We start from the raw sequence: 18275 nt of genomic DNA on the forward strand, positions 1-18275 counted from the left end.
TATCCTTTATGCCGTAAAAATGAAGAGGCACCTGCTGTAGTATGAGCAGATGCCTCTATTCTTAGTTTGCGCCTTTATACCGGTAGCGATATTGAATGTTCGCTGTGCGGTCATCTGTATCGATGGTCCATCGATTCCATGGGCTTTGGTTTCTTCTGATTTCCGTATTTGGAAGGAAGGGGATGGTTTCATTCGCCCCGATCGTCATACTCCCGGTTTCAATGGTGTCCATTACATTTCCTGAAGAATCGAAAAAGGCCATCTGTACTTGAACAATTAGATCACGATCCTCAAAGTTCTTCATAAATACAAGATTCGAATAATCTGATCCTCTGCAGGAAGAAGAGCTTGAATAGCATATTTGATCTGACACGGCCAAGGTCATCCCGATTGGCTGATCCGTTTCTTTCTCCATATTGCTGAACGATCGGTCCGCTCGCTTCATAGCTGTAGCGTAAGTAGACTTCTGTGCAATGGGCAGGACGAAAATGAAGATCATCATCATGGACAAGCATAATAAACTCATGACAATAAAAACGGGTGAGCTTTGTATGATGGTTTGCTTAAAGGGCGTTCTCGAAAAAATCCCCATCACGACGACAATCAATAGGATGATACCCAATAACAATCCGCAAACCATCAACATGATCGTTATTTCCGATCCCGTTGGAAGGAGTGGGAAACCGTACTTTTCTAAGTAATGAAGATTTACAATCAGGGTCACGGAGAAGATGGCTGCGAAAGTACCGGCACTGAGTAGAGCGTACCGAAGCAGGACCCTGTAGTGCCGGTGATGGTCCATTAGGGCAAACATATAGATGAGAAAGGGAATGGTCGCTATGGGTATGATCAAGAATGCCATGGTGCTTCGGTCCCTTCTTCATTTGAAAATTCGATGCGTAAGTCTCTATTTGTGAACGAAATCGTTTCAGTGTGTTCCTGAGAGGCTTCATCACCCTTGAAGGTCCTTTCAAGTGACGGGCATAAGATTTCGTACATTTCTTCAAATCTGTCCGGGTTGGATTCCCATTTACTAAAAAGGTAGAAATAATGATCATGCCAGAAGTTAAACACCTTCCATTTCATCATCTTCCAGGTCAGGGTGGCAAAATAGATGACCTTGGCAGGAGAAATCAGTTTTTTGATCTGGGCTGTAGGCATTTTGGACAATTCCCGAAACACAATAAAGCATTCATGTAGTTGTTTCATCACGTCAAGGATGGTTCTTTTGTCCACCTCTGATCGCATGAAATTTCTATAAAGAATCTCTTTGCTTTGAGAAGCGTCTTGATCGTAAGCTTTTAGCTCATTCAAAACGCTGTAACATGCTAGTTTTTCATTCTGTGAACGGGCGGGAACGGCAAAGAGATCAAGAAATTCAAGGAATGCTTTTCGATCTTTGTCTTTCACTTTTTCTTTATAAAAGACGGAGCAGATTGTATCCAATATCTTATACTGATCTTCTCTGTCTTCGAAGGCAGCCAATTCTGCCTTTTCTGTTGTTACGGTCATGCTGTCGGATGTGTGAATGATGATCTGGGCATGTGTCCGGCTATCCCTCCTGTATGTCATACGTTGAATGATGCGGTCTTCTAAATGGTGAATGATGGTACCAACAGGATCACGAGGTTCGTCGGCTTCATATGTAGAAACCCTTTCCTTTAGTACTTGTAATAACGTCAAACTAGTCACCTCTGCTTTTTTCATGGTATGTATTTACGGATGAATTCTTTGTATGTTTCACTGACAGGAGAAGTAAGGAGCATTTTCCTATGCTGAGAGTGTCACTACTGCTTGTTCCTATACCCATCTGATTCAAAAGTCATTCCTTTTTCAGGAAAAAGGAAAGGTGAAGGTTCAGATTTTTTTCTTTGCCTTCTTTTTTTGATACACTATTTTAGTTGCTAAATTGTTTATTATTGGAGGAAATAATGTCAAATCGAAATAAAGGCATCATACTGTTATTACTATCAGCGTTCGGTTTCTCCTTGATGGCAGCTTTTGTAAAGTTGTCCGGGGATGTGCCGACGATTCAGAAGACCTTTTTCCGGAATATCGTCTCTGCATTCATTGCATTCGGTTTTGTCCGGTATCATAAGGAACGCCTATTTGGAAAAAAAGAAAATCAAAAGCTTCTACTGCTGCGTTCCGCTTTAGGAGCCGTTGGAATTGTGCTTTTCTTCTATGCTATTGATCATCTCGTGTTATCGGATGCCGATATGTTGAACAAGCTGAGCCCATTTTTGACCATCATCTTCTCGGCCCTATTCTTGAAAGAACGGACGCGTGTCTTTCAGGTGGTGGCGATCATCATCGCGTTCATCGGGACATTGTTCATCATTAAACCAGCATTTTCTTTCGATGTCATTCCGTATCTCGCGGGAGTATTTTCCGCCATTTTTGCCGCAGGTGCCTACACGGTCCTCCGGGTGCTCGGGAGCAGGGAGAAGTTTTATACGGTCGTCTTTTACTTTTCATTCTTTACGACAGTCGTGCTCCTACCATTTGTCATCGGATTTTATGAGCCGATGAGTGCGAAGCAGTGGGGGTACCTGCTATCCGCAGGTGTCTTTGCGACAGTTGGTCAGTTCGGGATTACAATCGCATATAAGTTCGCGCCGGCAAGGGAGATATCCATCTTTTTCTATTCGACGGTTGTTTATTCCGCGCTTATCAGCATCTTCCTGTTTGGGCAGATTCCTGATGTATACAGTATTATAGGGTACATCGTCATTTTCGGCGCATCACTTTACATGTTCCTGAAAAATAATGAAGACGGAAAAAACAGGCAATCTGAATGAAACCCGAAACCTATCCATCAACTGGTGGATAGGTTTTTTTACGTTGGTGAAATGAAACATTTCCCATTTTCAAACCGTAAATATAGTATCCATATTTAGACAGGAGAGAGGAACATGAAGGTGGCTTTATTCATTAGTGGCATCGTTTTGGTTATCGCTTTGTTCATCATTGTGGCCGGCGTTAGGCAGCGAGCGGATAAAAGGGATGGACACTATCTGTTAAACTACTTGAAACATCACAAGAATTGGAGTTTAACGGTGGTTCGGAATGGGGAAACGCTCAAGTCTGTCCGGGAAGATGAGATGCTTCCGTTAGCAAGTGCGGTGAAGACCATCATCGCCATTGAATATGCGAAGCAATGCAGGGAACAGACATTAGATCCTTCCCACAGCGTTTCTCTGGAAGAGCTCGAGCGATATTATATTCCGAATACAGATGGGGGAGCCCATGAAGACTGGATGGCGTATTCGAAAGATAAGGGACTTCTCCCTGGAAATAGTACTACCCTTGAAAATGTGGTGAAAGGAATGATTGCTTTCAGCTCCAATGCAAACACGGACTATTTAATGGACCTTCTTGGAGTGAATAAAATCAACGGATTGCTGGATGAATTGAGCATTGAAAAACATGAAGCGCTTTACCCGGTCGTGGGGGCCTTGCTGATTCCAACGTATTTGAAGATGAAAGATCCTTCCTATACAACTGACTATATCGAGTCAAAGGTAAAGGAAATGTCAAAAGAGGAATACATACGAATCGCTCAAACCGTTTCACAAAATTTAAAAGAGGGGGAAAAAGGTCTGTACCTTGAAAATTGGCATTCAAGTAAGCGTCTGGACAAAATTTGGTCCGACAGACTGACCCGGAGTACTACTTTTGAATACGCAACACTCATGGGGAAGCTCAATTCCAAGTCCTTTTTTCAACGTGAAATACAAGAGCGATTGGATGCTGTAATGGAAGGTATTATGGAAAGTCATATCAATCGGGAGTGGTTAATGCATGCCGGAAAAAAAGGAGGATCGACAGAGTTCCTCGTCACGAATGCTGCGTATGCAACAGATAAAGAAGGAAATTCAACAGAGATTGCGATCTTTACAAACGAGCTGGGAGCGGGGGAGTTCGAAAAGATCTCAGGGAGTTTGAATTCATTCATGCTGAATATTCTAAGAGACGAAGATTTCCGAAATAAGCTGAAAGAGTTATAATGTAAGTAAATGGAATATATGGTAGGTGGAGGTGTAAAAATGGTTCTCCGAAACTCGAAATGGTCATTATGGGCACTTGCCCTGTTAACACTGGTCCTTATAAGTAATGTGCTACTGTATCAGCCACTTGTGCAGCAGGTCCTGGCTATAAAACTTGAAAGTGGTGTCGTACTTGGATCTTTAGTGGATCTGGTCATCATTTCACCTGCACTCGCCTATGCAGCTTTCAAAGTTTCAAAGAAGCAGGCGGTCGGATTCGTCGTGTTTGGATTGGTCATGGCAAGAGTCATCATTCCTGAAGAATTCTTTGCTCCCTATACCCTCCTCCTGTACTTCGGGATTAGCTCTGAAGCCTTGTTCTTTCTGGCGGAACTGGGCCTGATCTTCCTTCTGCTCAAGAGAATTCCAGTCATCCGGGCTGAAATGAGATCAACGCGAACAGGTCCGATCTTTTCACTCCTTCCTGCAGTGGAAAGAAAGGTAAGCAGACTTCCTCTTATCAGAATCGTGGCATCAGAGATTCTGATGGTGTACTACGCCATCTTCAGCTGGCGGAAGAAAGCACCCACTCATAAAAGGGTGGTAACGATGCATCATAAGACCAGTGCCATCGCCATGAATATCATGCTCATCCATGCCGTCGCAATCGAAACGATTGGTCTTCATTGGTGGCTGCACTCCAAAATTCCGGTCCTGTCATTCATTCTGCTCATTCTAAACATGTACAGCATTCTTCTCGTACTAGCCGAAATCCAGATTACACGATTGCATCCTGTTGAAGTGAAAAATGGCTCGCTGCACATTGCTCAGGGACTAAGGCATCGGCTGATCCTGCCCCTATCAAACATCAAGAGAATGGAATGGGGAGAGAAGAAACCAAGTAAAGGCACCATGATTTTTATGCAGAAAGACTTTGAGGAGATTCATCCTCAGGTTGTCTTGGTCTTGAAGGAGCCTGTCGAAGCGACCCTATTCATGGGTAGAAAAGAAGAGGTGTCTAAGGTGGCTTTGAGAGTGGATGATCCCGAAAAATTGAAGGAACTGTTTAAGCAAAATGAAGAAAGTGCCTGACGGTTTCCAGGCACTTTCTTCATTCTTACCCCATCCGATAAACCCAATCACATTCCCCAATCATCGATTCATCATGCGTAACCATGATGGTAGCAATATTCCTTTCCTTGGTTTCTTTTAATAATAATTCCACCACGGATTTCCCCCGTTCCCGGTCAAGGCTTGCGGTAGGTTCATCGGCAAGGATTAGCTTCGGTTCATTCATGAGGGCACGGGCGATGGCTACCCGCTGCTGTTCTCCACCGGAGAGCTGTTCAGGATAATGAGAGCTTCGTTCTTCAAGTCCAAGGTGAGATAGTAATGCTGTTGCCCGTTCCTGAGGTTGATTCTTCTGTCTGTTGAGCTTCCCGACGAGTAATAGTTGTTCTTCGACGGTTAAGAACGGCACAAGATTCGATTGCTGGAAGATGAAGCCGATTTCCTTCATGCGAAGGGCCGTTTGTTCTTTTCCGTTCATCTCGTGTACATTTCGTCCGTTTAGGATGACTTCACCGCTTGAGGGACTGGTCAATGCCCCGATGATGGAGAGGAGGGTGCTTTTTCCGGATCCGGAAGGTCCCAGTATCGCCCCGAACTCTCCTCTGTTAACCCTCATGGATATATGATCTAAAACTGTGAGTGTTTCATGGCCTTGTTTGTATGTTTTCGTAACCCCGTTTAACTCTAAAATCGATGTCATCTTATTTCACCCCTCCGATTGCTTCTAATGGATCGACTTTCGTAATGCTTCTGAAGGACAATAGTGAACCGATCCATGCCATGGCTAAGATTAAACCGCTGTTTAACAGTACCATCCCGATAGATATATCAAATGGGACATTTCCAGGAATGATGTGTGTCAATCCATACGTAAGGATATTTCCTGCCAGGATCCCAAGGATGGAAAGAATGGATATTTGGGCGAACAGGGCACGCAGGAGAATGCCTGCTTTAGTCCCAATCGCTTTTAATACACCGTATTGATGAAGCTTCTGCAGGGTCATGACATAGAAGAAAGTTGCCAGGACAATCGCTGAGATGATGAGCAGGAAGACCACCATCATCTTTAAAGAACCCTGCTCCGCCGAATAACCCGGTACGTTTGAAAGAATGTCCTTCTTCGATGCTGCGTCCAGATTGAGAGGAATATCTGCTCCTTCCTTATCCGTGAAGAGGAGCGCCTGGTACACAGGGGTATCACCATGAAGATCCTTCCATGTCTCCATCGAGGTAAACATGGCCGGTGTATGTCCGTAGCTGAAGCGTTTCTCTGTAAAGCCACGGATGGTCCATGTTTTCCCTTGATAGGTGAAAGTGTCTCCAGGTTGTACTCCTTCTTTCTTCAAGCTCGGATCCGCAAGCATCTCGTATGGAGCGAGTTTGACGCTTTCTTCAGAGGCAGGCATGAATGAGCTGGTTGGATCTAAGGCAAAGAGGCTGATGTTCATTGCTTTCCCTTCATGGACCATTTCCACCATCCTCAAACCAAGTGGCGAACCTCCTTTTACAGCAGCGATATCTTCTGCTGTCATATTGGATCTTTCCAACTGATGTGTGTCGCTTTTTTCCACAACATATGTGTCAGCCGTCATATTTTTTATGGCAGAGGCATTATCTACGGATAATCCATTTGCTAATCCGGATATCGACAACACCAGACTTGTAATCAATGTGATGATGCCTGTGATCAATAAGAATTTCATTTTGGCATAGCGAATTTCTTTCCATGCAAGAAACAAAAAAATCACCTTCCCTTTCATATCTTCCCTTTCATGATAGAAGGGAAGTATGAACGGAAGATGAACAAAGGATTAAGGAAGCGTCACCGTAAAGGTGGTTCCTTTATGTGGAATGCTTTTTACATGGATTTCGCCATGATGAAGCGTGATGATCTTCTTGACGATGGACAGTCCAAGGCCGCTGCTGTCACGTTCATGACTCCGGGACTCATCCACTTTGTAGAAGCGGTCAAAGATCTTTTCCAAATGTGTTGAAGGGATACCGATTCCGGTGTCCTGGATCTTAAATGTGACGCCTTCTTGCTCTTTATGGAGGGACATATGGATTTCGCCATCACGATGGGTGTATTTAATACTGTTTGATAATAGGTTCTCAAACGCCTGGTGTAGCAGATCTTCGTGTCCGGAATAGATTACTTCGTCCGCTTCCAGGGACAAGGCAAGATTCTTCTCTTCCCACAGCCACCTCGTTTGTGCAATAAGGTCTTGGAGCATCTTCGTCAAGTTAACGGGTTCATGTTTGAGCACTCCTTGATCTTTATCAAGGGAGGCAAGGGTCAAAAGCTGTTTGCTTAACGTTGACAAACGGGTGCTTTCTGATTCGATCACCTTCGAATAATAGTCTTGATCTTCTTTCAAAATGGAGGGGGAGCGCAATAGAGTCGCATATCCTTTCATGGATGAAAGAGGTGTCTGTATTTCATGGGATACATTTGAAACAAACTCTTGGCGCATTTGGTCCACCTCTCTCAGTTGGCGGCTCATGCTCGTAAATGATTTGGCAAGGGTCCCGATTTCATCGTTGCGATTTTCTTTTAACTGAATGGAATAATCCCCACCGGCTATCTTCTTTGTGGCAACGGTTAGCTCCCTGATCGGCTTCACTAAATACCGTGTACTAAAGAAGACAATCAGCATGCTGAGTGCAATCGTCAAGAGGAGCAGGACAGATAGGAGAATATGTATTTCATTGAACTGCTGCTTGACATTTGGTCTCATAAATAACGCATGAGGCTTCCCGTCGATTTCAATCGGGACACCGATAGAGTTGGACAATTCGTTGGAGAAAAATCCCGTCACAAACGTGGTGGAAGGATATTCAGCCATACCGTGGTAAGTAGTCCCATTCAGTACGCTCGTTATCACTTCAGGAGATAGTGTATGATTCCGAAATTCCTCCCCATAAAAGGTTCCAGCCTTTCCATCGGTCACGTAAAATTGATAGCTTAGTTTTGCCGTCTTCTTAAAAAAAGTGGATTCGTCCATGGAGGCAGCTTCAAAGAGTTCTACCACGTCATGGGCGATTTCAGTGTTTTTCTCATCATTGGAAGGCTTTAAGATTTTCTGGTAGTAAAGGTTCGAACCGATAAAGGCCATCACGCTGCTCACAATCATGATCAGGAGCGTGACGACCACGATCCGGATATAAAGGGTACTCATTTATGATACCTCCAGTTTGTAGCCGATACCCCGGACGGTCGTGATCGTAAAGGTATCGCTGTAACGCTTGAACCGTTCACGCAGTCTTTTAACATGGACATCGATGGTCCGGTCATCCCCTTCGAAATCCATTCCCCACACATGCCGGATGAGTTCATCCCTTGTGAAGGTTCGATTGGGGAAGCTTGCAAGATAATAGAGAAGTTCAAACTCCTTGAGGGGGAGAAGCATGGTCGTGGTTCCTATTTTCACCTCGTAAGATCGTTTATCAAGAGTCATCTCATTTAGTCGGATGGTTTGAGAACCGGCACGGTCGTATCTTCTCAAGATGGCCTGTACGCGGAAGAGGAGCTCTTCTTTCTCAAAGGGTTTCACCATATAATCATCGGTCCCTGCCTGATATCCTTTCGCTTTATCCGTGATGCTGCCCCTCGCAGTCAACATAATGATTGGAATATCATAGTCTTCTCTTACTTCCCCTGCTAACTGAAATCCATCTTTATTTGGCATCATCAGGTCGACAATGGCAAGGTCGATGGTTTGATTGAGAAGAATGTCGGATGCAGCTTCGCCGTCAGGTGCTTCTGTCACCAGGTAACCATTCTGCTCCAAATACACACGTACGAGCTTTCGAAGATGAGGATCATCATCAACAACAAGGATCGATATCATAGCAGCACCTCTTTTCTGTAAAGAATTTTTATGATTACACTTTAGCATAAGTGGTAGAGCTTAAACCAATTTATTACCGAACTCCCACCTCTTGGATATAATAATAATAAAATCATCCTTATACCCATATCTTTTTCACATACCTATCCGTTATTAACATGAGAGGATGTAAAGGAGTGAAGACAATGCAAACGAGATCGGTGATCAGCCATGACGATAAGAGAATGGAAGAAATGGTACCAAAGCTCTTTCGATACTGTTATTTTCTGACGAAGGACAAATGGGACGGGGAGGACCTTGCTCAAGAGGCTGTTTGTAAAGCCCTCAGTCGATACCCTGATCGTCAGGACTGGAGTTCTGCTTTGCTGAAGAAAATGGCGTATCATCTGTGGATCGATAAAGGTCGAAAACAAAGCAGGGAAACGATCGGCCCTGCTCCAGAATTAGGTATCGAACATCATCCGAAAGAGTGGATCAGTCCCGATATGATCGAAATTCTCTCCAATAATCTGACTCCGAAGCAGTTGTTTTCCTTCATATTAAAGGAAGCCTTTCAATTCAAAATTTCGGAAGTGGCGGATCTATTGGATCTGACGGAGACCGCCGTTAAGGCATTGCTGAACCGTTCAAGAGCCAAACTGAAAAAAATCCACAGTGATGACGAATGGGGAGAATTTCAAACATACAGCGATGAAAAACTCCAAAAAGAGTTGAACGCCATTTTATACCGTAGTTTGAAAGCACAGGATCCGAGCCTCCTGATCGCCTACATCCCGACCCTGCTTGCATATGGTCCAGTCCATATGTGCGTGGCACCAACGCCAACGACTTCTTCTCCATCTGCCGTCCTCTCAATGGCTGCATAACGAAAGAGGGAGGAAGTATGTATGAATGCAATACCTTATGTGATTGAACAGTCCAGTAAAGGAGAACGTTCCTACGATATTTACTCAAGGTTATTGAAGGACAGAATCATCATGGTCAGCGACGAAGTGAATGATCATATGGCCAATAGCATTGTTGCGCAATTGTTATTTTTGGCTGCGGATGATCCCGACAAAGATATCTCTCTGTATATCAATAGTCCGGGCGGCTCGACTTCTGCCGGGTTCGCCATCTTTGATACGATGCAATACATCAATCCGGATGTAAGGACGATCTGCACGGGCATGGCAGCATCATTCGGTGCGATGCTGCTTCTTGCAGGCACGAAAGGAAAACGTTTTGCTCTGCCAAATAGCGAAATCATGATTCATCAGCCGCTGGGAGGGGCAAGAGGACAGGCGACTGATCTTGAAATTTCGGCAAAGCGGATCCTAAAATTAAGGGAGCATATAAACGAAATCATTGCCGAGAAAACGGGTCAATCCGTTGAGAAAGTCGCCTTCGATACGGATCGTGATTATTTCATGAGTGCCTATGAGGCAAAGGAATATGGGATCATTGATGAGATTATTGAGAAGAAATAATAGATGAGAGGACGGTCGATATGGCCGTTCTTTTATTTTTGGTGTGCTGAACGAAGGGAGAAGGACTGTACCTGGTACATTTCGTTGGGTTTGTACCAGGTACACAGTAGAAAAAGCATCAATGTCCAAGATTGATATGGTAAAATAAACCATGAGTTCATCGAAGCAAACGTTAAAAATAACAGAGGTTAGGAGGAGAGTGGCAGATGACACTAATGCTCTTGTTGGGTATGATCGGTCTATTCTTTTTTGTGAAGAGATCTAGTGAAAATACCTATTCCATAAAGTGGATTACTTCATTAAATAAGTATGAATGGTTTCAAAATCCCTGGTTGATCGGAGTTTTTTTATTTGTGATTAATCTGATTTTATTCGGTACAACCGCATTGGTGTTGTACGGCATTACCTATCTGATGATCCCCTACATTCACCTTGTGATCATGGTGGCTGCAACGGTCACTAGTATTCTTGTGTGGCAATCGCTTGTCTATGCGAGGGAGTGGATGAAAGGCGAGAGATGGAAAGCGGGTATGACGGGAAGCAGTTTCTATTTACTCCTATTCTTGTATATTCTTTATGAATGGATCACGTATGTACCGATATACCCGGGTGAGGACGAGTTCATGAGCTCTCTTGGTTTTTTTATAGGGGAATTGGTAACGGGGATGGCATTCCTAATATGTTTTGTGATGGTGGTGTTTCTTCCGGTTCATAAGCTATTATAGAAGAAGGTGATTTCTTTCTTTTTCTCATGGATTCTATTATCCTTATAGAATAGATTCTGATGATAATGAGGTTTTAGAATGAAAACAATACATAGCGATATCATACAATTTCGTGGCTCACACTTCGACTTTGGTTATATGCAAGGGGAGCGGATAAAGGATTCAATCACGGTAAGAAACCGGGAGAATCAGTGGAAGGTACGAAAGCCTCGCTTTTCTATCAGCGTTGGAGAAACAAAGGACGCGATCAAACAATTTGCCCCCGGCATATGGGACGAACTCCATGGATTGCAGGAAGCCCTCGAGTGGCCGATGGAAAGGGTGCTAAAGGAGTTTGGCGGGTACCGGGTTGAATATGTGAAATCCGGATGTTCGATTGTAACAGGACAGGACTATTTGATTCGCAACTATGATTATCACCCGAAAACATACGAGGGGCGCTATACATTTTATCAACCGACGGACGGCGGGTATAGTATCATAGGTCCGAGTCAGCGTGTGACAGGGCGGATGGATGGCATGAACGAAAAAGGTCTGGCATTGGGCTATAACTTCATGCACAGGAAAAATCCCGGTGATGGCTTCATCTGTTGTATGATCGGTCGTCTGATCCTGGAATCATGCGGTAATGTATCGGAAGCGGTTGCCATGTTGAAGGAAATCCCTCATAGGCATTCCTTCAGCTATGTGGTGTATGACAGAAGTGGAGAGACGTTTATTGTGGAAACGTCGCCACGAGGGGTGGAGGTTCGCCTAGCGAATGCGTGTACCAATCACTTTGAAGTGATGACCCATGAGAACCGAAATCACCTGGTCGATTCAAAGCGAAGATTGGGAGTTATTCAGGAAAAGGGGGAGCAAGATGTCCATAAAGCTTTCCGCTTAATGAATGATTCGGATAAAGGCGTTTTCTCGGATCTTTACGGCAGCTGGGCTGGTACGATCCATACATCGGCTTATTTACCTAGAGAGATGAAGGCTTGGTTTGCCCTTGGGGGAGACCGCGAACCGGTCGTCTTTGATTTTGCTCAATGGCTGGAAGGGCATGACGTCGAGATGGATAAAATCACCGGTGAAGTGGATACAGATATTCCGTTTGTTCATATGGATGAGGGTGCGGATTGGTTTAAACAATAGAATAGCAAGAAAAATGACCCGCGGTGATGTACCGGGGTCATTTTATTTATACAAACTTCACGATATCTTCATATGGACGACGCGTTTTAGGAGATGGATCCTTGACTCGATAACCGAATGCGACCATGACGGAAATACTGAAACTGCCGTCTTCAAGGAGGCCTTCCTCGTTCAATAATGTATTCATTTTCTCAATATCAAAACCTTCGATTGGACAGGAGTCGACTCCAATTTCGGCAGCGGCGGTCATCATATTACCAAGGGCAATATATGTCTGCTTACCTGCCCAGTCGTATAGAGGACGATCGCCTTCCAGTAAGTCGAAATCAACCTTTTGGAACTGTTCGATTCTCTCCAAATATTTTGCCAAAAGATCCTCAGGCATGTTCTTTTTATTTTTAAAATGATCCTGTAGATAGTCAGAATCATACTTGGTATCCTTCTTGGTTCTCGCGAGGATTACGACGAAGTGACTGGCTTCCGGGAGTTTGCCGTATGCTCCCCAAGCTGTGTTTTTGATCTTTTCTCTCAGCTCGGGACTTTGGATGACCAGGAATCTCCATGGTTCGAATCCAAATGAACTTGGCGACAGTCGGCCTGTTTCCATAATGAAATGGAAATCGTCATCAGACACCTTTTTATTCGGATCGAATTCCTTGGTTGCATGTCTGAAATGGTAAGCATCTAAAATGTCTTGTTTGACTTGATCTTTAGTGGACATCGAACAATCACTCCTTATCTTTGACTTCCAACATATTTAACTTACCACAAGTTCCAAAGGTTAATCATGTGATGTGATTGGAAGAACTTTTTTTGGAGTAAGATGAAACAATGGGTTTATCATATCCGTAAATATTGACTATACATTTGAGGTGTTAGGAGGAATGAGACTTGAGAATTGTTGAAATAAGGACCGTATCGGAGTTTGATTTAGACCAAGATATTCGCAAGCGCTTGCAGCCATTATTATGTGAATGCTTTGGAGAGGATTTCCCTAAGGACAGGATTTATTTTAAACAGAAGCCACATCTAAGATTTCTGGCATACAATGAGGATCGGTTGGTCGGTCATATTGCATGTGATTATCGAGTAATGAATCTAAATGGGCGACGTATTAATGTACTGAGTCTCATCGATGTCTGTGTATCTGCAGAAATCCGTTCCCGCGGAGTCGCCTCAATTTTATTGAAGGAAGCAGAGCAATTTTGTCGTAATCGAGACATCGATTATATGTTGTTATTTGCGGATCATACGCAATTATATGAAAAGAATGGGTTTGAAAAAGTTAAAAATCGATGCAAATGGTTAAAGATCAATGATGAAAATCAAACCACTGTTGGTATAGGCTTTGAAGTCATCAATGAGCTAATGGTAAAAGAAGTAAGTGAGAAAGGCTGGGAAGAGGGAGAGCTTGATTTATTAGGATATCTTGGTTAGAAGGTGAATCCATAAGTATTTTAAGAAAGAGGTATCTGGACTGCCAGATGCCTCTTTTCTTATAAATGGATGCTTCTTGGTAAACATGTTCATTCAAAAATTCTATAAAAATATGAAACTTTTATTGACATTTTAGGGGTGAAGGGAATAAGATGAACATATAATTTGCACAAGGGAAACTTTTTAATATAAAGACAATATAATTTACCGGAGGAATGAAACATGTCCGAAGTCAAATCGATGCCTCTATCAGAATGTAAGCCAGGGGACCGTGTTCTTATAACATCATTATCATTAGAAGGTACGATGAGAAGAAGATTATTGGATTTAGGATTTGTAAAGGGATCCGAAGTTGCCGTCATCCAAAAAAGCCCATTGGGGGATCCTATGGCCTTTCGGGTGAGCGATACGACGATTGCTTTGCGAAAAGAAGAAAGTTCACGTATTCATGTTGAGAAATTAGGAGGTGCATAGAATGAGTTCATACAGAATTGCTCTTGCAGGTAATCCGAACACAGGGAAAAGTACATTATTCAATCTATTGACGGGATTGCGTCAGCACACAGGTAACTGGCCTGGTAAAACCGTCATTCACGCTGAAGGCGAGTTCAAACACAATGGGACGGATTTTACCATTGTCGATCTACCCGGAACCTACTCCCTTTATTCCAATTCTCAGGATGAAGAAGTGGCACGGGATTATATTATTTTTGATAAACCGGATGTGACACTTGTAGTCCTTGACGCAACGTCACTGGAGAGAAATATGAACCTTGCTCTTCAAGTCATGGAAATGACGGATCGAGTGATCGTAGCCCTTAATCTAATGGATGAAGCCAAGAAAAAAGGAATAGAAGTAAACAGTGAAGCACTTCAGGAAAAATTGGGTGTTCCTGTTGTGAAAATCTCGGCAAGAAATAAAACGGGAATCAAAGAATTATTGGACACTGTCCATGAAATGGCCCAAGGAAATGTACCGACCACTCCATATCGCATGACCTATTCAGAGGATATCGAAGCAAAAATTGAAGAGCTCTCACCCAAAGTACGGCAAATGATTGGCGATGAGTTCCCGATTCGATGGATTTCCTTGCGTTTATTAGATGGAGATGAAAGTATACTCAACTCGATGAATGATTACTTCCGGAGGGAACGTAAGGGAGGAGGATTTTCCAATGTCTCAATCAATGCAACCACATGAAGGAGATCAGGGACTCGCGTATTTATTCAATCATGCTAAAGGGATGTCGAGTGACAACCTTCGGGATGAAATTGTCGAAAATATCTATTCGACGAGCAGAGGAATCTGCCAAGAAGTTGTAAAGTACAAAAATAAAGAAAGAATTCATTCAGAAAAGCTGGATAAAGTGCTGACTTCTCCGATTTGGGGATTTCCCATCATGCTTGCCATGCTTGGGGCGGTTTTCTACCTGACAATCGCAGGGGCAAACGTCCCTTCAAGTATGCTTGCACAGGGATTCGCCTGGATGGAAGGACAGCTGACCCTGCTCTTTACCGCCATGAATGCACCTGAATGGCTTCATGGTGTGCTCGTTCTCGGTTTCTTCAGGGGTACCGGTTGGGTCATCAGCGTCATGCTTCCACCGATGGCGATTTTCTTCCCGGCTTTTGCGCTGCTTGAAAATTACGGGTATTTACCTCGTGTTGCCTTTAACATGGATCGCCTGTTTAAGAAGGCAGGAGGACATGGAAAGCAATCCTTGACGATGGCGATGGGCTTTGGATGTAACGCTGCTGCCATCATGTCGACAAGGATCATCGAATCACCAAGAGAACGGATGCTAGCCATCCTGACGAATAACTTCGTTCCTTGTAATGGACGCTGGCCGACACTAATTCTGCTCGCTTCTTTATTCATGGCAGCCGGGTATGCAGGTGGTATGGCTTCCCTTGTGACGGCTGGAATGGTCATGACGATGGTGTTGATCGGGATTACTGTCACCATTGCTGTATCGTGGGTGTTATCCAAGACAGCTCTTAAAGGGGTTCCGACTCATTATACGCTCGAGTTACCACCTTATCGTCGTCCGAAAATCTGGAATACAGTATTACGTTCCAGTATCGATAAATCCTGGTACGTATTAAAACGTGCCGTGATCGTGGCAGCACCAGCATCGATCATCACCTGGATCATCGCAAATATCAACATCGGTGACACAAGCATTCTCATGCACTTCGTCAATTTCCTGGATCCATTCGGTCAGGCACTAGGTATGGATGGTTTCATCATGGCAGCCTTCATCATCGGGCTTCCTGCGAATGAAATTGTTGTTCCTATCTTAATCATGGCTTACCTGTCTCAAGGAGCGATGCTTGAACTTGACGATCTGACAGAATTAAAAGCCGTCTTTGTCAGTCATGGCTGGACGTGGCTCACGGCACTTAATATGATGTTATTTTCACTGCTCCATTTCCCTTGTGGAACGACCCTTGTGAATATTTACAAGGAAACGAAAAGCAAGAAATGGACGTTCATGTCCTTTGCGATTCCGACAGCGATTGCGATTGGGGTTACCTTCCTTGTGGCAAGCATCGTCAGAGCGCTCGGGTGGGTATAAAACGAATGAAAAAGCAAATCCTTTTTACATGAGGATTTGCTTTTTTTGTTTGGGAATTTGCGAAATCATTGTTGCTTTTAAACAAGCGAGAGGTGGTTGATTTCCACTCCAGGTGCTCGCTTTCCGCGGGGCTGGCGGTGAGCCTCCTCGGGCTAAAGCCCTGTGGGATCTCACCTGTCCAGCGTTTCCCGCAGGAGTCGAGCACCTTCCGCTCCAATCAACTTTCCAAGCGTAATTGTTTCACTATAACAATCTTTGCGAAAAGAGCTTTTTGTTTCTAAAAAGGTATGAGTAAACGTGGTACCATGGATATATACACGGCAGGTTCTATAAGGAGATCACAATGAAAGAACATGAGTTTGATACATTATTAAATATCAAGACAACCCAGCCCCAAATAGGTTTTCACAGATCCTTTCATTATCACCGCTATGAACCGACTCCTTATGCGGCACTAAAGGAGTTGTTTCAGCAGTATGAACTGAAAAACAGTGATCGGGTCGTCGATTTTGGATGTGGCAAGGGGCGCTTGAATTTCTTCATTCATCATCATTTTCAATCCACGGTTGTCGGGGTGGAAATGAACGATGATTTTTATGAGGAATGCTTAAGAAATCTCGCAACCTATCTAGAGAAAACGAGAATGAAGACTGACATGATTTCTTTTCGCCACTGCCTGGCAGAGGACTATGACATTCATCCGGAAGACAATCGTTTCTACTTTTTCAATCCGTTTTCTGTCCAAATCTTTATGGGAATCATCAACAATATTCTCCGATCAGTCGAAGCCTTTCCCCGTGACATTGAGATCCTTTTGTATTACAGCTCAGATGACTATGTTCACTATCTGGAGGATCATCCTTTATTTCAGCTGAGAAAAGAGGTTTCATTAACTGGGGAGTTTGAGGCGAATGAATATGAGAGATTTTTAGTATATGGATTGATGTATTGATCAAGATTTTTGATTTATCCGCTTTCATATCGGAGAATGGAATGGAAGATGAATAGAATGGGAGGCGGATGAATATGAGAATATTAGTCGTAGGTGCTGGTGCCGTCGGAGGTTACTTCGGGGGTAGATTAGTAGAAAAGGGCGAAGACGTCACGTTTCTTGTGAGGGAAAAAAGGGAACATCAGCTGAAAGAACATGGATTACACATCGAAAGCGTTCACGGCGATTTTCACTGTCAACCGAAAACACTAAAAGCAGAAGAAAAAGCAGAGCCTTTTGACGTCATTATATTATCGACAAAGGCGTATCACCTAAAAGAGGCGATTGATAGTATGACACCGTTTGTAGGGGAAGACACGATGATCCTTCCATTATTGAATGGAATGTCACATGTTGATGACATGATGGAAGCCTTTGGGAAAGAAAAGGTGCTGGGAGGCTTATGCTTCGTCGAATCTACGCTTGACGGGTCGGGTAAAGTCATTCAGACAAGTCCGATTCATGACCTGGTCTTTGGAGAGAGAAGCGGGGAACGGACGGAAAGAATCATCAAGCTTGAAGATGCCTTCTCAGGTACGAAAGCGAACTTCCGTTTATCCGACACCATCGAACAGGAAATGTGGCATAAATACCTCTTTATTACTACGTTGTCAGGTGTCACATCCCTGTATCGTGCACCAATCGGGCCGATCAGAGACAACGTTGAGGGAGCGGACAGAATCGAGGCGGTACTTTCTCAGGCGGCAGCTGTCATGAGGGCATTGGGTGCGCCTCTTGCTGAAAAGATTGAAGAAACTCTTTCAGGTAAAATCAGAGAAATGGGCTACAGCATGAAATCTTCCCTGCAGCGCGACATGGAGAAGGAGCTGTCTGTGGAGGCTGACCATTTTTATGGTTATCTATTAGAAGCTGCAGATCGTAACAGTGTTGAGGTTCCTGATTTGAGGTTGATTTATGGAAATTTGAAGATTTATGAGCTGGCGAGTCGATAAGACTGGGGAACATCAGATGCCTTTTGGGGTGTCTGGTGTTTTTTGTTTTTGTGTTCAGCAGGTGAAAAAGTGG

At 43.8% G+C, this 18275-nt stretch carries 20 protein-coding genes; 13 read left to right on the forward strand and 7 right to left on the reverse strand.

Translation table 11 applies throughout. The features are described from left to right. Positions 1–61 precede the first annotated feature (61 nt). On the reverse strand, positions 62–862 hold the full coding sequence (locus ACIGG7_RS04450) for a hypothetical protein (RefSeq protein WP_397548980.1): 801 nt from the start codon (positions 860–862) through the stop codon (positions 62–64). Then, positions 850–1683, reverse strand: coding sequence for a hypothetical protein (locus tag ACIGG7_RS04455; RefSeq protein WP_397548981.1), 834 nt, complete (start codon positions 1681–1683; stop codon positions 850–852). Before ACIGG7_RS04455 ends, ACIGG7_RS04450 begins: the two co-directional genes overlap by 13 nt. A 248-nt stretch (positions 1684–1931) precedes the next feature. Between ACIGG7_RS04455 and ACIGG7_RS04460 the strand changes: the two genes are divergently transcribed. From ACIGG7_RS04460 to ACIGG7_RS04470, 3 genes are all read left to right on the forward strand, one after another. Beyond that, positions 1932–2801, forward strand: coding sequence for a DMT family transporter (locus ACIGG7_RS04460; protein WP_397548982.1), 870 nt, complete (start codon positions 1932–1934; stop codon positions 2799–2801). A gap of 114 nt (positions 2802–2915) precedes the next feature. Continuing rightward, the gene (locus ACIGG7_RS04465; protein WP_397548983.1) at positions 2916–4010 is read left to right on the forward strand and encodes a serine hydrolase; all 1095 of its coding nucleotides are present in this window, start codon (positions 2916–2918) and stop codon (positions 4008–4010) included. Positions 4011–4049: 39 nt separating this feature from the next. Continuing rightward, positions 4050–5081 (forward strand): hypothetical protein, encoded by a 1032-nt coding sequence (locus tag ACIGG7_RS04470; RefSeq protein WP_397548984.1) that lies wholly within the window; start codon positions 4050–4052, stop codon positions 5079–5081. A gap of 25 nt (positions 5082–5106) precedes the next feature. On the opposite strand, the gene ACIGG7_RS04475 is transcribed toward ACIGG7_RS04470, so the two are convergent. From ACIGG7_RS04475 to ACIGG7_RS04490, 4 genes are all read right to left on the reverse strand, one after another. Beyond that, positions 5107–5760, reverse strand: a complete 654-nt coding sequence (locus tag ACIGG7_RS04475) for an ABC transporter ATP-binding protein (protein WP_224943074.1) — start codon at positions 5758–5760, stop codon at positions 5107–5109. Position 5761: 1 nt separating this feature from the next. Beyond that, positions 5762–6799 (reverse strand): ABC transporter permease, encoded by a 1038-nt coding sequence (locus tag ACIGG7_RS04480; RefSeq protein WP_397548985.1) that lies wholly within the window; start codon positions 6797–6799, stop codon positions 5762–5764. Positions 6800–6871: 72 nt separating this feature from the next. Continuing rightward, on the reverse strand, positions 6872–8239 hold the full coding sequence (locus ACIGG7_RS04485) for a HAMP domain-containing sensor histidine kinase (protein ID WP_397548986.1): 1368 nt from the start codon (positions 8237–8239) through the stop codon (positions 6872–6874). Then, positions 8240–8911 (reverse strand): response regulator transcription factor, encoded by a 672-nt coding sequence (locus ACIGG7_RS04490; protein ID WP_397548987.1) that lies wholly within the window; start codon positions 8909–8911, stop codon positions 8240–8242. Positions 8912–9096: 185 nt separating this feature from the next. On the opposite strand from ACIGG7_RS04490, the gene ACIGG7_RS04495 reads away from it, so the two are divergent. The 4 genes from ACIGG7_RS04495 to ACIGG7_RS04510 all read left to right on the forward strand — a co-directional run bounded on the left by ACIGG7_RS04495 (position 9097) and on the right by ACIGG7_RS04510 (position 12242). Then, positions 9097–9777, forward strand: a complete 681-nt coding sequence (locus tag ACIGG7_RS04495; RefSeq protein ID WP_397548988.1) for a sigma factor-like helix-turn-helix DNA-binding protein — start codon at positions 9097–9099, stop codon at positions 9775–9777. Positions 9778–9798: 21 nt separating this feature from the next. Beyond that, positions 9799–10380 (forward strand): ATP-dependent Clp endopeptidase proteolytic subunit ClpP, encoded by a 582-nt coding sequence (clpP, locus tag ACIGG7_RS04500; RefSeq protein ID WP_224943085.1) that lies wholly within the window; start codon positions 9799–9801, stop codon positions 10378–10380. A 206-nt stretch (positions 10381–10586) separates the two neighbouring features. Next, entirely contained in the window at positions 10587–11105 is a 519-nt protein-coding gene (locus tag ACIGG7_RS04505; RefSeq protein ID WP_397548989.1) for a hypothetical protein, read from the forward strand. 78 nt (positions 11106–11183) lie between these two features. Continuing rightward, entirely contained in the window at positions 11184–12242 is a 1059-nt protein-coding gene (locus ACIGG7_RS04510) for a C45 family autoproteolytic acyltransferase/hydrolase (RefSeq protein ID WP_397548990.1), read from the forward strand. Between the two features lie 46 nt (positions 12243–12288). On the opposite strand, the gene ACIGG7_RS04515 is transcribed toward ACIGG7_RS04510, so the two are convergent. Then, a complete protein-coding gene (locus ACIGG7_RS04515) occupies positions 12289–12963 on the reverse strand; it encodes an NAD(P)H-dependent oxidoreductase (RefSeq protein ID WP_397548991.1) in 675 nt (224 codons plus the stop codon). Between the two features lie 170 nt (positions 12964–13133). On the opposite strand from ACIGG7_RS04515, the gene ACIGG7_RS04520 reads away from it, so the two are divergent. The 6 genes from ACIGG7_RS04520 (at position 13134) to ACIGG7_RS04545 (ending at position 18202) form a co-directional block, all read left to right on the forward strand. Then, positions 13134–13679 (forward strand): GNAT family N-acetyltransferase, encoded by a 546-nt coding sequence (locus tag ACIGG7_RS04520; RefSeq protein WP_397548992.1) that lies wholly within the window; start codon positions 13134–13136, stop codon positions 13677–13679. Between the two features lie 222 nt (positions 13680–13901). Continuing rightward, entirely contained in the window at positions 13902–14153 is a 252-nt protein-coding gene (locus tag ACIGG7_RS04525) for a FeoA family protein (protein WP_224943098.1), read from the forward strand. A 1-nt stretch (position 14154) separates the two neighbouring features. Continuing rightward, on the forward strand, positions 14155–14880 hold the full coding sequence (locus ACIGG7_RS04530) for a FeoB small GTPase domain-containing protein (protein ID WP_397548993.1): 726 nt from the start codon (positions 14155–14157) through the stop codon (positions 14878–14880). Further along, on the forward strand, positions 14867–16258 hold the full coding sequence (locus ACIGG7_RS04535; RefSeq protein WP_397549096.1) for a nucleoside recognition domain-containing protein: 1392 nt from the start codon (positions 14867–14869) through the stop codon (positions 16256–16258). Before ACIGG7_RS04530 ends, ACIGG7_RS04535 begins: the two co-directional genes overlap by 14 nt. Positions 16259–16601: 343 nt before the next feature. After that, positions 16602–17210, forward strand: coding sequence for an SAM-dependent methyltransferase (locus tag ACIGG7_RS04540; protein WP_397548994.1), 609 nt, complete (start codon positions 16602–16604; stop codon positions 17208–17210). A gap of 74 nt (positions 17211–17284) precedes the next feature. Further along, a complete protein-coding gene (locus ACIGG7_RS04545; protein WP_397548995.1) occupies positions 17285–18202 on the forward strand; it encodes a ketopantoate reductase family protein in 918 nt (305 codons plus the stop codon). Positions 18203–18275: the final 73 nt, after the last annotated feature.

The organism is Rossellomorea sp. NPDC077527 (assembly GCF_044542955.1).
In the GTDB taxonomy this organism is placed as follows: domain Bacteria; phylum Bacillota; class Bacilli; order Bacillales; family Bacillaceae_B; genus Rossellomorea; species Rossellomorea aquimaris_E.

Excerpts from the sequence above, each read along its gene's own strand:
- ACIGG7_RS04485 (WP_397548986.1), bottom strand. The coding sequence starts at position 8,239 with ATGAGTACCCTTTATATCCGGATCGTGGTCGTCACGCTCCTGATCATG.
- ACIGG7_RS04535 (WP_397549096.1), top strand. The coding sequence starts at position 14,867 with ATGCAACCACATGAAGGAGATCAGGGACTCGCGTATTTATTCAATCAT.
- ACIGG7_RS04510 (WP_397548990.1), top strand. The coding sequence starts at position 11,184 with ATGAAAACAATACATAGCGATATCATACAATTTCGTGGCTCACACTTC.
- ACIGG7_RS04490 (WP_397548987.1), bottom strand. The coding sequence starts at position 8,911 with ATGATATCGATCCTTGTTGTTGATGATGATCCTCATCTTCGAAAGCTC.
- ACIGG7_RS04545 (WP_397548995.1), top strand. The coding sequence starts at position 17,285 with ATGAGAATATTAGTCGTAGGTGCTGGTGCCGTCGGAGGTTACTTCGGG.
- ACIGG7_RS04505 (WP_397548989.1), top strand. The coding sequence starts at position 10,587 with ATGACACTAATGCTCTTGTTGGGTATGATCGGTCTATTCTTTTTTGTG.
- ACIGG7_RS04450 (WP_397548980.1), bottom strand. The coding sequence starts at position 862 with ATGGCATTCTTGATCATACCCATAGCGACCATTCCCTTTCTCATCTAT.
- ACIGG7_RS04470 (WP_397548984.1), top strand. The coding sequence starts at position 4,050 with ATGGTTCTCCGAAACTCGAAATGGTCATTATGGGCACTTGCCCTGTTA.
- ACIGG7_RS04540 (WP_397548994.1), top strand. The coding sequence starts at position 16,602 with ATGAAAGAACATGAGTTTGATACATTATTAAATATCAAGACAACCCAG.
- ACIGG7_RS04465 (WP_397548983.1), top strand. The coding sequence starts at position 2,916 with ATGAAGGTGGCTTTATTCATTAGTGGCATCGTTTTGGTTATCGCTTTG.
- ACIGG7_RS04475 (WP_224943074.1), bottom strand. The coding sequence starts at position 5,760 with ATGACATCGATTTTAGAGTTAAACGGGGTTACGAAAACATACAAACAA.
- ACIGG7_RS04515 (WP_397548991.1), bottom strand. The coding sequence starts at position 12,963 with ATGTCCACTAAAGATCAAGTCAAACAAGACATTTTAGATGCTTACCAT.
- ACIGG7_RS04460 (WP_397548982.1), top strand. The coding sequence starts at position 1,932 with ATGTCAAATCGAAATAAAGGCATCATACTGTTATTACTATCAGCGTTC.
- clpP (WP_224943085.1), top strand. The coding sequence starts at position 9,799 with ATGAATGCAATACCTTATGTGATTGAACAGTCCAGTAAAGGAGAACGT.
- ACIGG7_RS04495 (WP_397548988.1), top strand. The coding sequence starts at position 9,097 with ATGCAAACGAGATCGGTGATCAGCCATGACGATAAGAGAATGGAAGAA.
- ACIGG7_RS04530 (WP_397548993.1), top strand. The coding sequence starts at position 14,155 with ATGAGTTCATACAGAATTGCTCTTGCAGGTAATCCGAACACAGGGAAA.
- ACIGG7_RS04525 (WP_224943098.1), top strand. The coding sequence starts at position 13,902 with ATGTCCGAAGTCAAATCGATGCCTCTATCAGAATGTAAGCCAGGGGAC.